Origin of the sequence: uncultured Halovibrio sp., assembly GCF_913056445.1 — a bacterium.
GTDB lineage: Bacteria > Pseudomonadota > Gammaproteobacteria > Pseudomonadales > Oleiphilaceae > Halospina > Halospina utahensis_B.
Genome location: NZ_CAJXMA010000062.1, coordinates 1 through 16,336, shown reverse-complemented (window position 1 = coordinate 16,336; position 16,336 = coordinate 1). Strand labels below are relative to the sequence as shown.

The 16,336-nt window shown below is 62.1% G+C and carries 16 protein-coding genes and 1 pseudogene; 7 read left to right on the top strand and 10 right to left on the bottom strand.

Going from position 1 to position 16,336, the window contains the following annotated elements; translation table 11 throughout:
- The coding region (locus QZ501_RS11480; RefSeq protein WP_295719599.1) for a hypothetical protein at nt 1-720 on the top strand (720 nt) is incomplete at its 5' end.
- Between the two features lie 27 nt (nt 721-747).
- On the opposite strand, the gene QZ501_RS11475 is transcribed toward QZ501_RS11480, so the two are convergent.
- From QZ501_RS11475 to QZ501_RS11455, 5 genes are all read right to left on the bottom strand, one after another.
- Complete coding sequence (locus QZ501_RS11475; RefSeq protein WP_151440926.1) at nt 748-1,191, bottom strand: response regulator; 444 nt, start codon at nt 1,189-1,191, stop codon at nt 748-750.
- The gene (locus QZ501_RS11470) at nt 1,188-2,312 is read right to left on the bottom strand and encodes a PAS domain-containing sensor histidine kinase (protein WP_295719596.1); all 1,125 of its coding nucleotides are present in this window, start codon (nt 2,310-2,312) and stop codon (nt 1,188-1,190) included. Before QZ501_RS11470 ends, QZ501_RS11475 begins: the two co-directional genes overlap by 4 nt.
- Nucleotides 2,305-4,362 (bottom strand): EAL domain-containing protein, encoded by a 2,058-nt coding sequence (locus QZ501_RS11465; RefSeq protein WP_295719593.1) that lies wholly within the window; start codon nt 4,360-4,362, stop codon nt 2,305-2,307. The genes QZ501_RS11470 and QZ501_RS11465 overlap by 8 nt, the downstream gene beginning before the upstream one ends.
- A gap of 131 nt (nt 4,363-4,493) precedes the next feature.
- Nucleotides 4,494-6,005 carry an ATP-binding protein gene (locus tag QZ501_RS11460; protein WP_295719590.1) on the bottom strand — a complete coding sequence of 504 codons (1,512 nt, stop codon included), beginning with the start codon at nt 6,003-6,005 and terminating at the stop codon, nt 4,494-4,496.
- 125 nt (nt 6,006-6,130) lie between these two features.
- Nucleotides 6,131-6,574, bottom strand: coding sequence for a hypothetical protein (locus tag QZ501_RS11455; protein ID WP_151440922.1), 444 nt, complete (start codon nt 6,572-6,574; stop codon nt 6,131-6,133).
- A 193-nt stretch (nt 6,575-6,767) separates the two neighbouring features.
- Here QZ501_RS11455 and QZ501_RS11450 point away from each other — a divergent pair, with 193 nt between their 5' ends.
- The gene (locus QZ501_RS11450) at nt 6,768-7,832 is read left to right on the top strand and encodes an aldehyde reductase (protein ID WP_295719587.1); all 1,065 of its coding nucleotides are present in this window, start codon (nt 6,768-6,770) and stop codon (nt 7,830-7,832) included.
- A gap of 10 nt (nt 7,833-7,842) precedes the next feature.
- Here QZ501_RS11450 and QZ501_RS11445 read toward each other — a convergent pair whose 3' ends face one another.
- Nucleotides 7,843-8,277 carry a DUF488 domain-containing protein gene (locus QZ501_RS11445; RefSeq protein ID WP_160898614.1) on the bottom strand — a complete coding sequence of 145 codons (435 nt, stop codon included), beginning with the start codon at nt 8,275-8,277 and terminating at the stop codon, nt 7,843-7,845.
- Between the two features lie 170 nt (nt 8,278-8,447).
- Between QZ501_RS11445 and QZ501_RS11440 the strand changes: the two genes are divergently transcribed.
- Both QZ501_RS11440 and QZ501_RS11435 read left to right on the top strand, forming a co-directional pair.
- The gene (locus tag QZ501_RS11440) at nt 8,448-10,802 is read left to right on the top strand and encodes a DUF6351 family protein (RefSeq protein WP_295719585.1); all 2,355 of its coding nucleotides are present in this window, start codon (nt 8,448-8,450) and stop codon (nt 10,800-10,802) included.
- Between the two features lie 234 nt (nt 10,803-11,036).
- Nucleotides 11,037-11,768 (top strand): Crp/Fnr family transcriptional regulator, encoded by a 732-nt coding sequence (locus QZ501_RS11435; RefSeq protein ID WP_295719583.1) that lies wholly within the window; start codon nt 11,037-11,039, stop codon nt 11,766-11,768.
- Here the strand turns inward: QZ501_RS11435 and QZ501_RS11430 are convergent.
- The 3 genes from QZ501_RS11430 to QZ501_RS11420 form a co-directional block, all read right to left on the bottom strand.
- Nucleotides 11,763-12,809: a diguanylate cyclase gene (locus QZ501_RS11430; protein ID WP_295719581.1), complete on the bottom strand. Its 1,047-nt coding sequence runs from the start codon at nt 12,807-12,809 to the stop codon at nt 11,763-11,765. The genes QZ501_RS11435 and QZ501_RS11430 overlap by 6 nt on opposite strands.
- Before the next feature lie 128 nt (nt 12,810-12,937).
- The gene (locus QZ501_RS11425; RefSeq protein WP_077528767.1) at nt 12,938-13,438 is read right to left on the bottom strand and encodes an NlpC/P60 family protein; all 501 of its coding nucleotides are present in this window, start codon (nt 13,436-13,438) and stop codon (nt 12,938-12,940) included.
- 57 nt (nt 13,439-13,495) lie between these two features.
- Nucleotides 13,496-13,819 (bottom strand): antibiotic biosynthesis monooxygenase, encoded by a 324-nt coding sequence (locus tag QZ501_RS11420; protein WP_295719578.1) that lies wholly within the window; start codon nt 13,817-13,819, stop codon nt 13,496-13,498.
- Between the two features lie 55 nt (nt 13,820-13,874).
- Between QZ501_RS11420 and QZ501_RS11415 the strand changes: the two genes are divergently transcribed.
- The gene (locus QZ501_RS11415; protein WP_295719576.1) at nt 13,875-14,444 is read left to right on the top strand and encodes a cyclin-dependent kinase inhibitor 3 family protein; all 570 of its coding nucleotides are present in this window, start codon (nt 13,875-13,877) and stop codon (nt 14,442-14,444) included.
- On the opposite strand, the gene QZ501_RS11410 is transcribed toward QZ501_RS11415, so the two are convergent.
- Entirely contained in the window at nt 14,437-15,219 is a 783-nt protein-coding gene (locus QZ501_RS11410; RefSeq protein ID WP_295719573.1) for a PhzF family phenazine biosynthesis protein, read from the bottom strand. The genes QZ501_RS11415 and QZ501_RS11410 overlap by 8 nt on opposite strands.
- Nucleotides 15,220-15,336: 117 nt before the next feature.
- On the opposite strand from QZ501_RS11410, the gene QZ501_RS11405 reads away from it, so the two are divergent.
- Together QZ501_RS11405 and QZ501_RS11400 are read left to right on the top strand one after the other, a co-directional pair.
- Nucleotides 15,337-15,966, top strand: coding sequence for a SatD family protein (locus tag QZ501_RS11405; protein WP_160898620.1), 630 nt, complete (start codon nt 15,337-15,339; stop codon nt 15,964-15,966).
- Between the two features lie 12 nt (nt 15,967-15,978).
- Nucleotides 15,979-16,336: pseudogene (locus tag QZ501_RS11400) on the top strand (hypothetical protein); the annotation flags it as partial.

The window sequence follows — 16,336 nt, the reverse complement described above, 5'->3', positions numbered from 1 at the left end:
TTCAAAGGCGAGCCCCGCCGTTACGGCGGACAGACGCTGGCTATCGCGCCGCCTCCGCGGCCCCCCGATCTCGATCCCGCACCGGACGGCGCGCCGCTTGGTGAGCGCTGGAGCGCACGTTATCCCAATCCACCCGATGAGACGGAGCGCCTGCGGGCGCTGGAGGCGGCAGGCGGCGGCGACTTCCGAGAACGCATCGAACAGCTGATTGACCAGCTGCGTGACCAGGGGGCCGAGGTCCACGTGCTGTCCACCGTCCGCCGGCGCGAGCGGGGGTATCTGATGTATGGGGCCTTCACCCTGAGCCGGGCCAGCACCCGGGCGCAGGTGGAGCAACGGGTGGAGGAACTGGATCGGCTCAACCGGGAATGGGATCTGAACATCCCCATCCAGTGGCGGCATCCGGATGGCTGGCGGACCACCATTGAGGCCGCAAAAGAGATGGCTGAGGCCTATAACGTGGTCTACGCCACGCGCCACGGCGCGCGCCATTCCAACCATTACGGTGCCGGGGCCATTGACCTGTCGGTGACCCGCCTGCCACGAAACCTGCGGCTGCAGGCACCGGACGGTGCGGAGCGGACCTTCGATCTAAACGGGGCCAACGAGCCACGGGACCTCAACCTTACCCCGCGTCTCATCGAGTGGATCGAGGCGCACTACGGTGTCCGCAAACTCCGATCCGACTATCCCCACTGGGGGAACGCCAGCGGGGACTAGGATCACTGCCGTCGAAGCGTACCGAACTCAACGCTCGCTTGGCAGAACCGCCACATGCTGCCAGAACCCTTCAACGGCTTCTGCGATCCGATAGAACTGTGAGAGCCCGAGAGGCTTGGTGATGTAGCAGTTGGCATGCAGTTCGTAACTGGTGTTGATGTCTTTCTGGGCCTGGGAGGAGGTGAGCACAATCACCGGCAGTACCTTGAGCTCCGGATCGCTCTTGATGGCCTCCAGAACTTCGCGCCCGTCCATACGGGGCAGATTGAGGTCGAGCAGGACAAGATCCGGCCTCCCCGCCTCTCCATACTCGCCCTCCTGGCGCAGGAAACGCATGGCGTCCTCGCCATCCCTGACCGGGTGCAGACGGGTGCCGTTACCGGTCTCGGCGAAGCTTTCCAGGATCAGGTCCACATCCGCAGGGTTGTCCTCAACCAGCAGAATTTCGAGCGCCTCGGATTGTGGCTTCATGGGGATTCCCCTTTTCCGGTGCGCGGCGTCTTTGGAAGTGAGAAATGGAAGCGCGTACCCGTTCCGTGCTGGGACTCGAACCCGATCCTGCCACCATGGCGCTCCACAATGCGCTTGGCGACAGCCAGACCAATCCCCGTCCCGGGGTAACGGTCCCGTTCGTGCAGACGCTGGAATACCTGGAAGACCCGTTCCGCGTACTGAGGGTCGATGCCGATGCCATTGTCCTGAATATGGAAAAGCCATTCAGCCGCTTTTTCCTCACAGGAGACATGAACCCGGGCCGGCTCTTCCCCGTGGAATTTCAGGCCGTTGAAGATAAGGTTCTGGAACAGCTGGACCAGCATGGATTCGGAGGCCCTGACCGTGGGCAGTTCATCCCAGGTTATGCTCGCCCCGGGCTGTTCAGCCAGCGTGACACTGAGCAGGTTGAGCACGTGGTTGACCACGGCATTGACGTCCACCTGGGAAATCTCCAGCTCACCCCGCCCCACCCGTGAGTACAGCAGAAGGTCATCGATGAGCAGCTGCATCCGCTCCGCCCCTTCCACCACGTACTTCATGGCCTTGGCACTCTTTTCGTCCAGATCCTGCCCGAGGTGGCGTTCCATCAGCTCGGTGTAGCTGCGCACCATGCGCAACGGCTCCTGGAGGTCGTGGGAGGCAACATACGCGAACTGCTCCAGCTCGGCATTGGAACGCGCCAGCTCATCGGCCTGACGCGCCAGCGCCTCCTCGGCCTGCTTGCGGTAGGTGAGATCAATGATGGCGCTGAGCACATGGGTGCCATCCGGCATGTGGATGGGGGTGAGGCCCACTTCGATGGGAATTTCCTCACCGTCCCGGCCCATGCCGTAGAGATCACGGCCCTGCCCCATCATCCGGGGCTCGGGCGTGGCCAGGTAACTTTCCCGGTACTTATGGTGGGAGCCCCGAACGGAGGCGGGAACCAGCATCTCGACGGAATTGCCCAGGAGTTCCTCTCGCTCGTACCCGAACAGCCGTTCCGTGGCGCGATTGACCAGAACGATTTCCCCGGCGGGGTTCACCAGTACCAGGGCCGAGGGTGAGGCGTCGATGATGTCCCGGTACCGCTGGATTTCCGCCTCGAGCTCATTCATCGCCCTCCCTCCCGGCCGACCTCAGCCAGCTATGGAACTGGGAAAGCTCAACGGGCCTGCCGATATGGAACCCCTGCAGATAATCGCACCCGATACCGCGCAGGAACGCCTGCTGCTCATCATTTTCCACCCCTTCAGCGACCACTCGCAGGCCCAGCGCCCGGGACAGGCCCAGAAGGTTCTCGATGATGGCCTCAGTCTGGCGGTTGCTGCCGATCTCCATGACAAAGCTGCGATCAATCTTGAGTACGTCGACTGGCAGCTTGCGGAGATAGCTGAGTGAAGAGTAGCCGGTGCCGAAATCATCAATGGCAATGGAGACACCGAGCTCCCGCAGCCGCCGAAGGGTTTCACAGGTGCGCTCAAGATCCGCCATGATGGAGCTTTCCGTCAGCTCCACCTCGAAGTTCCCCGGAGGCAGTCCAGTGGACTCGAGGACACCGGCGATCTGGTCAAAGAGCCCCGGGTCGTACAGCTGGCGCATGGACACGTTGACCGCCATCCGCAGTGTAATCCCCAGCTCCCGCTCCGTTGCGACGGCCATTTGCGCCGCCTGCTTCATAACCCAGTAACCAACACGCTCGATGAGCCCCACATCCTCCATCACCGGGATGAAGTCCGCCGGGGACAGGACCGGGATGGTGTCGCCGGGCCAGCGCAGCAGGGCCTCGACGCCTACGGCCTGCCCATCCGACGCGCGTATCTGGGGCTGATAGGCCAGCCACAGGGTCTCGTCCGCAACGACCTGGCGCACGGCCTGCTCCCGCACAAGCCGGGTCTCCACATCACGCTGCAGCTGTTCCGAGAAAAACTGGTAGTGATTCTGCCCCCGCTCCTTGGCCTGATACATGGCGGTATCAGCCGCGGAGTACAGTTCCTGGGCGCAGCTACCGCAATGGGGATAAGTGGCGATACCGATACTCAGCCCAACCCCGACACTGCTTTCGCTCAACCTCACAGGTTCGCGAAACACCTCAATGAGTTTCTCGGCGACGTGGGCTGCATCATCAGGCTGTTCAACATCCGAAAGCACCAGCGCGAATTCATCGCCCCCCAGGCGCGCGATAAAGTCACTGCTTCGACTGTTCTGGCACAGGCGCTCCCCGACGAGTTGCAGCAGCTCGTCACCGGCACTGTGGCCCAGGGTGTCATTGATGTTCTTGAAGTGATCCAGATCGATGTAAAGCACGGCCACCATGCCGCCTTCACGGTCCACATGGGCAATCAGGCGGTCGGTGTGATCGAAGAAATGGTTCCGGCTGTTGAGCCCTGTCAGCTGGTCGAACTGCACCAGCTGTTTCAGTTTCCATTCGACCTTCTTGCGTTCGGTGATGTCGTGGTAGGCGACGAGTGTTGCCGGAGTCTCATTCCAGTCGAGCGTTGCCCGGCGCACCTCGGCCACACGCCCCCCAACCAGCTCCAGTTCTTCACCTTCCTCTCCCATGAGGTCCTGGCTCAGCTGGGTACCGATGTCCTCAGGCGCCCTCAGCCCAAGCATATGGCTGGCCGCCTGGTTGAGAAAGAGCAACTGAAGGTCCTCACCCATAACCACCATGCCGTCCGGATTCGTCTCCAGGATCCGCGCATACTGGGTCTGAAGGCGATGGCGCTCCATGGCGTGGCGGATGGCCTGGGAAAGAACCGCCGCACTGAGGTCCTGTTTGGCACAGAAATCCTGGGCATGCTCGCGGATAACGCGGACGCCCAGCTGCTGATCACGGCTGCCCGTGAGCACAATGATGGGAATCTCAGGGGCAATGGCCCGGAGTTTGATTACAGAGGTTACGCCGGAGCTGTCGGGCAGTCCCAGATCCAGCAACACGATGTCGACAGCATGCTGTTCAAGCAGCGGCTCGACCTGGGCAAGCTGGCTGGCATGCAGAACGTTCGCCCGGGAACCAAAAGCATCGGCCAGATAGAACTGGCACAGATCCGCATCCGCAGGATTATCCTCGATCAACAGGATCGTGAACGCATGCCCACGGCCGGAACCTGCACTGGCTCCCTGCCCGGAATCACCGCTGGTAAAACTGTATTGGGTTAGATTCATCGATACCGCCCGCCCCCGATCAAAGTCCCTGGCCGACCCCGACCTCTGCAACCAACGTAGCCCTCTTTGAGATGCAGTTCAAACGGTGGCGGGAGCCGGTAATGTCCGTGCAGACCACGGTTGATGCGGGATCAGGTGCCCGCCAGGGGCAGGCGGACCGTGACCGTTGTGCCCTGGCCCTGCTCGGACTCAACCGCGATATCACCTTCCATCGCAAACACAAGCTCCCGAACAAGGCTCAACCCCAGGCCGGTGCCACTCTGGTTACGGCGTTTGTCACTGCTGTCCGCCCTCGCGAACCGGTCGAAGATCTGGTCCCTGAAAGAGGCGGGGATGCCCGTACCTTCATCAATCACGAGTACCTGTGCCCAGTCCCATCGCCGCTGAATGCCGACTCTGATGACCTGCCCCGGGTCTGAGAACTTGATGGCGTTGGAAAGCAGGTTGTCCATGATCTGGAGAAACCGCTGACGGTCAACGCGGACATTCACGTCCGCCGCATCGCGTTCGATCTCACAACGCAGGACCAACTCATGCTGGCCGGCGAGATGTTCGTTATTTTCGACCGCCTGCTGGACCAGCTCCGGCAGCTGTTCAAGCTCCAGGTTCAGGTCCATTCGAGCGGCATCAAGCCGAACGATGTCGAGAACATCATCCACCAGGCTCTGGATCCGGATCAGGTTCCGGTTGGCCAGATCGAACAGCGAGGCGGCCTTGGGGTCTTCCGCGTACTGCTTCTCAAGAAGACCCACGGCGCCACGGATGGAGGTCAGTGGTGTGCGCAGCTCATGACTGACAGTGTGAATGAACTCGGTCCGCTCCGCCACGCTGCGCGCCTGGAGCTCGCGGGCCATCTGGCTTGACCGCCACCAATGCCAACCCACAACCCCGAAGATCAGACTGAGCCCCCAGAGCGCGCTGCGCGCCACCCAGAGCGATGAGGCATCGATCCTCTCACGCATGATCATGCGCCAACGGAGGTCGCCGGGCAGTGTAACCTCCAGCGACTGGTTGACCGCAGGTTTGCCCACCTCCAACTGGCCCGCGATCGTCTCGTTGCCTTCAGACGTAAGCCTGACAAGCTCATAAACGCCCGAGTGCGTCTCCATAAAGCGCTCAATCACCGCAATGACCGAGTCAAATTTCATGACGGTACTGATCATGCCCCAGTACTCATCGTCCACAAACACAGGGCGGCGGTAGATCAGGCCGCGGCCTCCCTGGACCAGATCCACCGGCCCCACCAGCTTAGCCTCACCGGTACGCATGGCAGTCTCAACACTATCCCACTGATCTGGGAGATCGCGGTATGCCACGCCAACTACATCCTGGTTTCCCTTTTTCGGAAATACCGCCGTAATCCGGTTGTCTGGCGCGATTCCGATATTGCGGAGATGACGTGTTTGCCCAAAAAGCGCAGCCATCCAGCTTTCAATTTCACCGTAATCCGGCTGGCCGTTCTGGCTCTGGATGAAACTCGCCAGACCAATGGTGATGTAGAGGCCTTCGCTGATCTCGGCTTCCATCAGCGCTCGCGCATCGACCAGCTGAGAAAGGAGCTCCTTTTCGGTTTCTGCTCTGTGATTGGCATCGAATTGCCAGATCAGAAGCTCGCCAACCGCAACGAGGAGAGCAACGCCCATCGACACGATCAGCCACCGTCGGGCGGCGGGTCCTTTGAACAGGCGAGGGAATATGGACGTTACCGGCATGAGGGTGTGCGATTCCTGCTGTCATCAGGTTTCAGCATAGTGCCCAATGGCAGCGTCTACCAGATCGCGATCAGGCCCCCGGACCCCAGCACCAGGGCCCCGCCCACTTCCGCCACGATCAACAGCCCCATGAACCCGTGAATTACCCAGGGTGGCAGGGTTGTCTTACCCAGGCGGTGCGGCTTGCGCATCTGGTTGCTGGTGTCCTGCAGGAGGCCATGAACGATGTAGGTGCTGATCGCGAACGCAAAGAAGCTCAATGCCGCCACCGCTGCCAGGGTATTCAGCCAGCCGGGATAGATGCTGTAGCGCGCAAAGGTTGCCAGCACCAGCGCGGCGAAGCTGTACATCAGTGAGCTGCGATGGGCGATGTCCACGTACCGCGGCGCGGTCGCCTTGGGGCTGGCGGTCATGGCCGCGTACTTCCAGATCCCGGTCAACAGGCCGGTCATGAGGAAGATGAAGGCTGCCGTGAGACTGATTTTTTCTGCAAGGGGCATTGGTGTCGTTCCTGAGCGATTCACTCGATGTGAGCCGAAAAACGGACGTATTCGGCTCATCCTTTCACGAAGTCTGCATCATTTCCCATGTCCGGACTGACGGTCGGCTTAGACAAACAGAACCGGTATGCTGTCCAGCGACACGCTTCACGAACCTTCGACGCACTTTGAGATGCCCTAAGGAGACCGGGTCATGATGGATCAGACACAACCCACCACGGTACTGGTAACCGGCGCTACCGGCTATGTGGCCGGCTGGCTGGTGAAGGCGCTGTTGAAGGAGGGGCATACCGTTCACGCGGCGGTGCGTGATCCCTCGAACAGGGATAAGGTGGCCCACCTCGATGCCCTGGCGGCCGAGCAGCCCGGTGAGATCCGGTATTTCCAGGGGGATCTGCTGGAGGATGGCTCCTACCATGACGCCATGCAGGGCTGCGAGATTGTCTTCCACACCGCCTCGCCCTTCATTGCCAGCGTGGCGGACCCGCAACGCGACCTGGTGGACCCGGCCGTTAAGGGCACGCGCAACGTGCTCAACAGCGTGAACGCCACTGAGAGCGTGCGCCGCGTGGTGCTGACCTCCAGCGTCGCGGCCATCTACGGCGACAACGCAGACATGGCCAACAGCAGAACCGGCGTCTTCACCGAGGCGGACTGGAACACCTCATCAAACCTCGAGCACCAGCCCTACTCCTACTCCAAGACCGAAGCGGAAAAGGCCGCCTGGGAAATCGCGGAGCAGCAGAGCCGTTGGGAGCTGGTCACGGTGAACCCATCACTGGTGCTCGGCCCGGGCATCAAGCCGGACGCAACCTCCGAGTCCTTCTCCATCTTCAAGCAGATGGCAGACGGCACTCTCAAGCCGGGTGCGCCGGACCTGGCGTTCGGCCTGGTGGACGTGCGTGATGTGGCCGAAGCCCACGTGCGCGCCGCCTTTACACCCGAAGCGAAGGGCCGTTACATCACCTCAGGCCACGACTCGAGCCTGATGGGGATCGCTTCCATCCTGCGGGAATCCTTCGGAAACGACTGGCCCTTCCCTAAGCGCACTCTGCCTAAGTCCCTGCTCTGGCTGGTAGGCCCGCTCGCCAACAAGGCGCTCACCCGTAAGTTCATCAGCCGCAACGTGGGCTACCCGGCCTCGTTCGATAACACGAAGAGCAAAAAGGAACTGGGCATGAGCTACCGGCCACTTCCGGAGACAGTGGATGAGATGTTCCAGCAGATGCTGGATGCAGGCTCCATCCGCAAGCGCTAGCGGCCGAGACTCATGGCAACAGATCCCTTATCTCAAGGTCCGCTCTAGCCTGCACCCGCTCCCCGATCAGCAACCGGTGGCACTGCCGGGGATCGCGCTCGTAGCACATCATGCAGGGGGATTCAGTCCGGGCCAGGTCGATCAGGCTTCTGAGCGCCTGCTGGGCGGGGTCAGTATCCAGGTGCGCTTCATAGAGCCGGTTGAATGTGGCCGTGTCGCCCTGCCGGGCCGCGTCCCGGGCGGTTTCCGGTGCGCCCAGTACCGGCCAGCTTTCATAGCCAATGCCATGCTCGGCCAACGCGGGCCCAAGATGCTTATAGGCAAATTCACGGCGCCGGGAATGGGGCTGGGCCCGAACATCGATCAGGCGCGTAACGCCCACCTGGCTCAGCGCCTCCGCAAACTCCGGGAATCCGGATCTCTCATAGCCAATCGTGAATAACATTCAGTCGCTCACCTCGCCTTTCCGTTACCGGCTGCCATCATGCATAAAGAGACTCGACGGATGATTAACGTCCGTTTAAAGTCGATGGCAAGCGCGTTGTGTTTCCAGGATGAAGTCGGGCAGTTGTCGGGCGCTTTACAGGGAGTATTCCATCATCGGGGGAAACGACAATGCCAAGAATAATCGTGTCCGCGTGCCTTACCGCCACCATCATGGCGGCTCTCCTCTTCAGTGCCACCACGGCGCTTGCCATGGGGCCTTTCAGGCTGCCACCCGGCCTGCTCTGGAACATCGAGCTCTCCGTTCTCTCCAGCGACCCGCAGCAGGTGACCGGCGGCGACGCCCGGATTGCCATCAAGGCGCCCCCGGGGCAGCGCAAACGGCTCTCTCTGACGCTGAACGGCTCCCCAGTCGACCTGAATACGTTCAAGGCCAGCCGTTGGCGGCTGGAGGGCGTCATCGAGGGCCTGAATGAGGGCGACAATGAGCTGAACCTGGTCCACGACCGTTTCGGCCACGTCCGAACACTGACCCTGACCAACCACCCGGTTTCCGGTCCGGTCTTCTCCGGCCCGCAGCAGTCGCCCTTCATCTGCATGACGCCCAGCGAATTCGGCATTGAACCCAAAGTGGATGCCACAACGCCCCCAGGCTTCAGGGTCTATAACGACGCCGGCGACACCGTGATCGGCTACAGCAGGAACTGCGCCATCGAGCCCTTCATCACCTACTCCTACCGCACCAAGGGCGGCGAATGGCGGGACTGGCCGGAAGACGGAGAGCGCCCGGCAGACCTGGCGCAGACTGAGACCATTGACGGAAATACCGTCGACTTTGTGGTGCGCGTAGAACGCGGGACCATCAACCGCTTCATCTACAGCTACGCGATGCTGGTGGACCCGGAGCGCATCGGCAATGACGACGGGACCGATACGCACCGCTGGAACGGGCGCCTCGTCTACCAGTTCCAGGGCGGCGTCGCCATCGGCCATACACAGGGCGAGTGGTCCCAGCGCCTGGCCATGAACGAGGACGTGCTCGGGCTGGGCCACGCCATTGCCTACTCCACCGGCAACAGCACGGACGTGCACTACAACCTGCAGGTGGGCGGCGAGACCGCACTGATGACCAAGGAACGCTTCATCGAGCGTTATGGCGTGCCGAAGTACACCGTCGGTCTTGGTGGTTCCGGTGGCGCCATCCAGCAGTACGTCTACGGCCAGAACCATCCGGACCTGCTCGATGCGGCCATTCCCCAGCGTTCCTATCCGGACATGGTCACCCAGACCATCCACGTGGGTGACTGCGAGCTGCTGGAGCACTACATGGATGCCACGGACCGCAACAACCCGTTCTGGCAGGTCACGGACAACCGCAGCCTGCTGGTGGGGCTGAACGCTACCAACTTCCTCGGCAATCCCTTCTTCGACATCCAACGTGCGCTGGGCTTTGCCGCCGCCCCGGGCATGACCGAGTGCGTACCGGCCTGGCGGGGCCTGTCACCACTGGTGCTCAATCCCAACTTCGGCGGCGTGCCGGAGATGCAGCGCTGGGAACCCCAGTCCGACATCGCGGAGATCGAGTGGACCCACATGGATGACCTGCGCCACATCTACGGCATCGGCGAGGACGGTTACGCCAATCGCGCCGTGGACAACGTGGGCGTGCAGTACGGACTGGAAGCATTCCGCAGCGGCGACATCGGAGCCGATCAGTTCCTGAAGGTCAACGCGGAGGTGGGCGGCTGGAAGCCGAGCAGCGAAGCGGTCCAGGAAGGCTTCCCCTTCATCGGCGAGCCCACACCGGAGAACTTCGACCCCTGGAGCCGCCGCAACATGATGCTCAGCGATAACGGCGAGCCGGCACCACGCCACGAAGGCGACCTGGAGGCAATCCGTTCTCTCTATGAGACCGGTATGATCTTCCATGGCGACATCCGGATGCCGATCCTCGATATCCGGGACTACATGGAGCCCATCCTGGACATGCACAACGCCCACCAGTCCTTCGCCACCCGCCAGCGCATCCGCAATGAGATGGGAACGGCCAGACACCAGACGATCTGGTTCGCCAGTATCGGCCCCAAACCCTACCCGGGCTCCCAGTTCAATATGACGCTGAAGGCGCTCCGGGTGATGGACGAATGGATGGGGAATATCCTGCGCGACCCGAAACGGCGTATCGCCCGTAACCGGCCGGAGACAGCGGTGGATACCTGCTTCGGCTATCAGGGCAATGTCATTGCGTCCGGCAGGAACGTCTGGAGCGGCATCCTGGATAACGGTGGCGAAGGCGCCTGCACCCGGGAATTCCCGGTCTACACCACGTCACGCATTGAGGCGGGTGGCCCGATTACCGGGGACGTGTTCAAGTGCCAGCTCAAGCCGGTTTCCAGGGCGCTGAACGATGGCACCTACGGCAGCCGCCGCTTCACACCGGAACAGGTCGAGCGCCTGACGGCGATCCACCCCCAGGGTGTCTGCGATTACAGCCTTCCCGATGCCGGAAGGCCGGCCAATCTTTAACGCATCAGCCGGGGCCGATCCATTCGGCTCCGGCATTCCCCGCCCCCGCATAAGATGCCCGCTCATGACGTTAAGGGCTCAAACCACTCGATTTGTGGCCTCTATCGCAAATAATCACCCCATAACGGACCATAAACTGTCCTATAGTGACACCAGAAGAGCGCTTCTCGCATTAAGCCTCCCTGAATGATTCGGATACCCGGTGCCGGGTACCCCTGACGTATCGAGGTCAGCATGTCGCCCCACAGACCGCCCGCTGCGGAACCAACCGACAATCGCCTGCTTGCTCAATTGACGCCGGAAGCCCGGGAAAGCCTCACTCCGCATCTCAAGCTGGTCGAGCTCAAGCTGGGCGATGTTATCTATGAGGCCGACCAGGATCTGGAGTACGTCTACTTCCCCACAGACAGCATCATTTCCCTGCTCTATGTCATGACCAATGGTGCCTCGGCGGAAATCGCGGTCGTCGGCTACGAGGGACTGGTGGGCATTGCTGTCTTCATGGGTGGGGAGAGTACCCCGAGCCGGGCCGTGGTCCAGAGTGCCGGTTCCGCCTACCGCCTGCCAGCCGCTGAGCTGAAGCGGGGGTTCAACCGGGATCCGGATATGCGCATGACCTTGCTCCGCTACACACAGGCGCTGATCACGCAGATGTCACAGACTGCGGTATGCAACCGTCACCACACCATTGAACAGCAGCTGTGCCGTTGGCTGCTGCTTTCCCTGGATCGTCTGCCAACCAATGAACTGGTCATGACTCAGGAGTTGATCGCCAATATGCTCGGCGTCAGGCGTGAGGGCGTGACAGAGGCCGCTGGCAAGCTGCAGCGCTTCGGGGTTATTGAGTATTCGCGCGGCCGCATCTGGGTACTGGATCGGGAGGCCCTGGAGCAGATGTGCTGTGAATGCTATGCCACCGTCAAGCGTGAAACGGATCGGCTGCAGGGGATCCCGGCACCCTCATGAGCGCCGGACCAGTGAACCCGCCATCCGTGATGGACTCCCGGTGCTCCGGGGCGTGGTAGCGGCTGCCACCTTCGCCCGGGACAGGGACTTGCGAGCGTACATGGCGTCATCCGCTCGGTGCAGCAGTGTCTCCATGGTGAGGCCATCGTCGGGGAAGACGCTGATGCCAATGCTCAGTGTCAGTGTAGTTCCATACCCTTCCAGCAGGCCGGGCTCCGAAATGGCCCGCCGCAGTTTCCTGGCCATCCGCCCAGGGTGACCGAGGCGGTCTATGTCACTGAGCAGCACGACAAACTCATCACCCCCGTAACGGCAGACAGTGTCGGTTTTCCGAACACAGCTCGACAGAATCCGCGCCAGGCTCACCAGCAGCTCATCTCCAGCCTGATGACCCAGTGTGTCGTTCACTTCCTTGAAGTTGTCGAGATCCACGAACAGCAGCGCCACCTTGCGCTGATGCCGCTTGGCAAGTGCTGTGGCATGGTCGAAGCTTTCGCTGAGGGCGGTGCGGTTGAGCAGTCCGGTCAGCGCATCATGGCGGGCCAGATAGGCCATCCGGTCCGTCATCGCCTGGGAGAACTTCACGTCGTGAAACACGATGACAGCCCCACAGACCCGCCCCTGCCGATTATGGATGGGCGCTGCCGAATCCTCGATCGCCACTTCCTCACCTTCTCGGTCGATGAGGAGGGTGTTGGCGGCGAGCGCAACGATGCAGTCCTCCTGAATGGCCCTCTCGGCCGGATTACCGACGGGCTCTCGGGTGGTGGCATCCAGAACCCGGAAGATCGTGGTAAACGGCTTCCCCCTGGCGTCTTCGAACAACCAGCCGGTCATCTGTTGCGCGACGACGTTCATGTAGGTAATGCGACCGGCGACATCCGTGCTGATCACGGCATCACCAATTGAATCAAGCGTTACCCTGGCCCGCTCACGCTCCTCGAACAGCATGGCCTCAATACAGGAACGAGAGGGCTCCAGCAGCCTGTGGGGATTGGCGCCATCCGGCGTATAGGGTACAAAACCTGCATAGTGGGTCATGCCTTCGACCTCCGAGCACCCCTGAAATGGGATCTGAAATCAGGATCGTAGAAGAATGCCGGACCGGTGTCCGTTCGGTACCACACGCAGATCCGGCATTGGCACTCATAGAAGGCTTGTTCTGGCCGTTAATCGCCGCTCAACCGGCGCGAATGCCAGTAGTTGGAGGCCCAGTAGCGGTTGTTGAGGTTGGACAGGGAGACACCCTGGCTCGAGGAAACGTGGAAGAACTGCTGATCCCCCATGTAGATGCCCACATGGCGCGTCTTGTAACCGGTCTTGAAGAAAACCAGGTCACCCGGGCGCAACTGGTCACGGCTTATGGTGCGCCCCACTGTGGCCTGTCGCCGGGTGGTGCGGGGGATATCATGCCCGAGGCGGGCCAGGAAGGTCCGGTGCACGAGCCCGGAGCAGTCCACGCCATTCTGGCTCATGCCGCCCATGCGGTGCGGTGTGCCCTTCCACTTGGCGTACTGATCCATCAGGATGCTGTGCACGGTCTGCCGCTCGGTCAGGTCCACGGCATCGCCCCGGGACGTGACAGGAGTGGGCTTCTGAAGGGAACCGCCGGTGCTGGCGCAGCCAGCAAGGGTGAGAAGCGCCAGGGCGCAGAGGATCTGTCGGGTCATGGCTCAGATTTCCGTGTTCTGTAACCCCATGTTAGCCGTAACGGCGAGGCTGACAAGTTACGATTCAGCTCCGCCCGGCGGCATCACCACCCATTCGGGCTCATCGAACTCACCGATGGGGCGGATATCGCACAGGTGGGAGGCACTCCGGATGATCTCGGCCACCCTGGGATGCTGCTCCGACTCCATGGCATCCCGGTCCGCCTTGCTGTCCCATTCGGCAATGGCGATCAGCACATTGGGGTCGTCCATCTTCCGGTGCAGCGCTGTGCCCCGAGCGCCGGCGGCCTGCTGGATGATCTCGCTCGCCCGCACCCAGGCATCAGCGTACTCCTCCGCCGTGTGGCCTTCGCGGATATGGACCTCAAACAGGTATTTCATTGTGCCTCCGGTATTGTGGCTTCACATCCCCCCAGACTAAGGCCATTATTGGCCCATGTCGCTGTCCTGGCTGGAACCGCTGCCCATTGATGTTATCCGCGCCCCGGAGACCCGGGGGCGCATTGGCATGAGCTATTGCCCGGGCCGTTACCTGCGCGGTTGGGGCCTGATGGGCGGCCAGCGGGATCTGGATAAGGATCTGGACACCATCAGACGCTGGGGCGCCCGGACCATGGTGACACTGGTCCAGGATTCCGAGCTCCGGACGCTGGGTGTGCCACACATGGCGGAAACCGTACCCGCCCGGGGGTTTGACTGGTTCCACGCGCCCATCCGGGACTTCAGTTCCCCGGGCAGCGCCTTTGAACTGGCCTGGGCCGAGGCGGGGCCGGTCGTGCGGGAGCGGCTGCGCCAGGGCGAGGACGTGCTGCTTCACTGCCGTGCGGGTCTCGGACGCACAGGCACGGTTGCCGCCCGGCTGCTGGTTGAGTTCGGGCATGAACCGGAAGCCGCCATAGCCACCGTGCGCCGGGCAAGGCAGGGCACCGTGGAGAACGCTGAGCAGGTCGAGTACGTCCACAGCCTTGCCGAGCTCCAGAGCCTGGCCTGGCGGGAAATCAGCTGACCTCGATACTGCCGCGCAGATACTCCATGCAGCGCCCGCCGATACGCACCCGCTCGCCGAGCCACTCGCAGTCCAGCTCACCCCCGCGCGCCGAAACCTGCCGGGCGCTGAGATGATGGCGCCCAAGCTGTTCCGCCCAGTAGGGGATGAGCGTGCAATGCGCCGACCCCGTCACCGGATCCTCGGGCACGCCGGCGCCGGGTGCGAAGAAGCGCGACACGAAGTCAACGTCCGTTCCCGGTGCCGTCGTGATGACGGCAAACGTATCCAGGTTGGCGACCGCCGCCAGGTCCGGCCGCAGGTTGCGCACGGTGGCCTCATCCTCGAATACCACCATCCGGTCACGACTCTCCCGCACGTCCACCGGCCGGGCCCCCAGGGCCGCTTCCAGTTCCGCCGTGACGGCGCCCTGCTCGCCGGCACGCGCCGGGAAGTCGAGACTGAGCACATCCCCGGAACGGATGACGGATACACCGCCGCTGCGGGTTTCAAAGTCGATGCGTTGGCGTTCGGGCATGTATTCGCGGAACAGGACATAGGCTGCCGCCAGGGTGGCATGCCCACACAGGTTCACCTCCACCGTGGGCGTGAACCAGCGCAGCTTGCAGCTCTCCCCGCCGGGAATCACGAAGGCTGTCTCGGCCAGGTTGTTCTCCGCCGCAATGGCCTGAAGGGTCTCGTCCGGGAGCCATTCGTCCATGGGGACCACGGCCGCCGGGTTGCCGCCGAAGAGGCGATCGGTGAAGGCATCAATCTGGTGGATGGCGTAACGCATGAATCGTCCCTGTAATACAGTTCTGGGTTAAAAAACTCAATTAAACCATTTTGGTTTAAAAAGACAAAATAACCTGATATGGTTCAATCTGTGATCACGCTCACTGGAGCTGGCACCATGAACCACCTAGTGATGATCGCCGATGTCATCGGCTCCCGACAACTGGCCAACCGCGGGCAGGTCCAGACACTGCTGGAAGCCGAGCTGCACACGCTCCACAAGGACAGGACAGGACTGGCCTCCCCCTACACCATCACCCTCGGCGATGAATTCCAGGCCGTATTCAAGGGTGCGGACCGGGTCTTCCCGGACATCCTCGCCATCCTGCGGGCACTGCATCCAGTCGGGCTGCGCTTTGCTCTCGGGATCGGGCCCATCACCACCCGGATCAACCCGGAACAGGCCATCGGCATGGACGGCCCCGCCTTCTACCAGGCACGTGACCTGCTGGAACGCATGAAGAAAGACAGACGGATCCTTGCTGTGGCTGGCCTCCCGGAGGACGATGGCCTGCAGGAGAGCGCCCTCGGCCTGCTGGACCACCAGCTCCGGAAATGGCGGCCCAACCGGCTCGACATCCTGCGGCTGCTGTTGCAGGGGTGGGAAGCGGGGACCATTGCCGACCATCTCGACATCACGGAACAGAGTGTGTACAAGAACATTCGTGAGGGCGGCCTTGAACATGCCATCCAGCTGACCCAGGCCCTGACCGGGCGCATGAACAACGCCCTGGCGCGCACCGACTGAAACGGAGTTCCCATGGCCATTCTTCTGTTCCTCAATGCCTGGCTGCTCACCCGTCTCTGGTTCACCTTCCGGGACCGACCCCTGCCCACGCATGAATGGACCGGCCTGGCACTGGTCCAGGTGGTGCTGATCGGCGTGCTGACACCGGGGCTGCATACCCTGGCCCTCATTCCAGCCGTGATCGCCTCGCTTGCCCTTTCCGAGGCCTGGATGCCAAAGGAACGACTCAACGAGGGGCGCCTGGCCGGCGGTGCACTGGTAGCGGTAGTGGCCTTCCTTTCCGCCCATTACGGGATGCCCGGCTCCTGGCTGCTGCCCGCACATCCACCGGCGGTGCTGCGGCCAGCCCCGCTGGGTCTGCTCGGCTTCC

Coding starts and splice junctions, on each gene's coding strand:
- QZ501_RS11475 (WP_151440926.1), bottom strand. CDS start 1,191: ATGAAGCCACAATCCGAGGCGCTCGAAATTCTGCTGGTTGAGGACAAC.
- QZ501_RS11470 (WP_295719596.1), bottom strand. CDS start 2,312: ATGAATGAGCTCGAGGCGGAAATCCAGCGGTACCGGGACATCATCGAC.
- QZ501_RS11465 (WP_295719593.1), bottom strand. CDS start 4,362: ATGAATCTAACCCAATACAGTTTTACCAGCGGTGATTCCGGGCAGGGA.
- QZ501_RS11460 (WP_295719590.1), bottom strand. CDS start 6,005: ATGGGCGTTGCTCTCCTCGTTGCGGTTGGCGAGCTTCTGATCTGGCAA.
- QZ501_RS11455 (WP_151440922.1), bottom strand. CDS start 6,574: ATGCCCCTTGCAGAAAAAATCAGTCTCACGGCAGCCTTCATCTTCCTC.
- QZ501_RS11450 (WP_295719587.1), top strand. CDS start 6,768: ATGATGGATCAGACACAACCCACCACGGTACTGGTAACCGGCGCTACC.
- QZ501_RS11445 (WP_160898614.1), bottom strand. CDS start 8,277: ATGTTATTCACGATTGGCTATGAGAGATCCGGATTCCCGGAGTTTGCG.
- QZ501_RS11440 (WP_295719585.1), top strand. CDS start 8,448: ATGCCAAGAATAATCGTGTCCGCGTGCCTTACCGCCACCATCATGGCG.
- QZ501_RS11435 (WP_295719583.1), top strand. CDS start 11,037: ATGTCGCCCCACAGACCGCCCGCTGCGGAACCAACCGACAATCGCCTG.
- QZ501_RS11430 (WP_295719581.1), bottom strand. CDS start 12,809: ATGACCCACTATGCAGGTTTTGTACCCTATACGCCGGATGGCGCCAAT.
- QZ501_RS11425 (WP_077528767.1), bottom strand. CDS start 13,438: ATGACCCGACAGATCCTCTGCGCCCTGGCGCTTCTCACCCTTGCTGGC.
- QZ501_RS11420 (WP_295719578.1), bottom strand. CDS start 13,819: ATGAAATACCTGTTTGAGGTCCATATCCGCGAAGGCCACACGGCGGAG.
- QZ501_RS11415 (WP_295719576.1), top strand. CDS start 13,875: ATGTCGCTGTCCTGGCTGGAACCGCTGCCCATTGATGTTATCCGCGCC.
- QZ501_RS11410 (WP_295719573.1), bottom strand. CDS start 15,219: ATGCGTTACGCCATCCACCAGATTGATGCCTTCACCGATCGCCTCTTC.
- QZ501_RS11405 (WP_160898620.1), top strand. CDS start 15,337: ATGAACCACCTAGTGATGATCGCCGATGTCATCGGCTCCCGACAACTG.